Annotated in this window: 2 protein-coding genes; one reads left to right on the top strand and one right to left on the bottom strand. The window is 74.3% G+C overall.

What is annotated here, in order from left to right; translation table 11 throughout:
- Positions 1 to 1065, top strand: a 1065-nt coding sequence (locus AC51EU_RS29960) for an NAD(P)H-hydrate dehydratase (protein WP_496270235.1), incomplete at its 5' end; no start/stop codon positions are given.
- 70 nt (positions 1066 to 1135) lie between these two features.
- Here the strand turns inward: AC51EU_RS29960 and AC51EU_RS29965 are convergent.
- On the bottom strand, positions 1136 to 1753 hold the full coding sequence (locus AC51EU_RS29965; RefSeq protein ID WP_496270236.1) for a TetR/AcrR family transcriptional regulator: 618 nt from the start codon (positions 1751 to 1753) through the stop codon (positions 1136 to 1138).
- Between the last annotated feature and the right edge of the window lie 218 nt (positions 1754 to 1971).

Genomic DNA, 1971 nt, shown 5'->3' on the forward strand with positions numbered 1-1971 from the left:
GTCGGCATCGGCGGGCGCGGTGGCCTGCGGGACGAGGCCGCGCGGCTGGTGCGCGAGGCACGGGAGGCGGCGACGGTGGTGGCGGTGGATCTGCCCAGCGGGGTGGACGCCGACACCGGTGAGGTCCACGGTGACGCGGTGTACGCCGATGCCACCGTGACGTTCGGGGTGTACAAGCCGGGCCTGCTGATCGACCCGGCGCGCGAACGGGCCGGCGCGCTCCGCCTCGTCGACATCGGCCTCGACGCGCCCGAGGACCCCGAACTGGAGGCGTTGCAGCACGCGGACGTGGCGGAGCTGCTGCCGTGGCCGGACGCCGAGAGCGACAAGTACCGGCGCGGCGTCGTCGGCGTGGTCGCCGGTTCCGCGCGCTACCCGGGGGCCGCGGTCCTCGCGGTGGCGGGCGCGCAGCGCGGCGGCGCCGGGGCCGTACGGTACGTCGGCCCGGCCGATTCCGCGGTGCTGGCGCGCTTCCCGGAGACGCTGGTGCACCCCGGGCCGCCGGACAAGGCGGGCCGCGTCCAGGCGTGGGTGATCGGCCCCGGTCTGGGCGACGAGTCCGGGGCGATGGCGGACGTCCTCGCCGCCGACGTCCCCGTCCTCGTCGACGCGGACGGGCTGCGCTTCCTCACCCCGGAGGCGGTACGGGCCAGGACCGCGCCGACCCTGCTCACCCCGCACGCCGGGGAGGCCGCGGCGCTGCTCGGCCGCAGCCGCGAGGAGGTCGAGGCGGCCCGGCTGCGCTCGGTACGGGAGATCGCCGAACGGTACGGGGCGACGGTGCTGCTCAAGGGCTCGACGACGCTGGTCGCCGCCGCGGACGGCCCTGTACGTGTCAATCCCACCGGCACGGGCTGGCTGGCGACGGCCGGCAGCGGCGACGTCCTCTCGGGCCTGACCGGCTCCCTGCTGGCCGCCGGACTCCCCGTGCGCGACGCCGCGTCGGTGGGCGCCTATCTCCACGGCCTGGCGGCCCGCCGCGCGGCCGGCCCCGTCGGCGCGCCCGTCTCGGCGTCGGAGGTGGCGGTCCACCTGGGGGAGGCGTGGCGCGACGTGCGGGAGTGACGGGGGTTGTGCGGGGGTGCGGCTGACGGGTCGGTAGGGGCCCACAAGCGCGCCCCCACAGAAGCCACCCCTACCCCATCAGCCCCTCCAGATGCCCGCGCAGTACCTCCGCGCACCGTTCCTCGTCGAGAACGTCCGGGTGCAGTACCCCCGTGAGGCCGAGGCCGTCGACCAGGGCGGCCAGGCGTTCGGTCTCTATGCCGAGGTCGAGGCCGGGGCGCAGGGTGCCGGATTCCGTCAGCCGGGTGAGGGCGAGGCGGATGAGGCGGCGGGTGCCGGTGGCGGCCTTGTGGGACAGGGGGCGGAAGGCGGGGTCGGTACGGGCGGCCGTGTTGAAGTCGAGGAAGACGGTGACCTCGGCGCGGCGCCGGGCGTCGAGCGGCAGGAGCTCGGCGAGGAGGTCCGCCGTCAGGCGCACGAGGTCGGCGGGGGCGTGTCCGCGCAGGTCGCCGATGTCGTCGACGCGTTGGAGCAGCCGGGCGGTGACGCGGTCGAGCATGGACCGCATCGCGAAGTCCATGAGGTCCTGCTGGCCGTCGAAGTAGTGGCGCAGGGAGCCGATGTTGAGGCCGGCCTCGTCGGCGACGGCCCGCAGTGAGGTGCGTTGCAGTCCGTCCCGGACGACCACACGGAACAGGGCGTCGACGACTTCCCGGCGGCGGGCCTCAGGATCCACGCGTTTCGGCATGGAATCTTTCTATCACGTCTGTGATAAATTCTTTTTGTCACGCACGTGATAAATAACTGGAGGAGCTTCCATGGAACACGTCCTCGATCTCCTGCTCATACGGTTCGGCCTGGTGGTGGCGGGTCTCGTGGTGCTCGCCCTGCTCGTCACGGCGGTCGTCCTCGTGCTCCGGCGCACCGGGCGGCTCGACCAGGCGCGGCGCGGCGCGGACCCCGCGG

Source organism: Candidatus Streptomyces philanthi, from assembly GCF_059553635.1.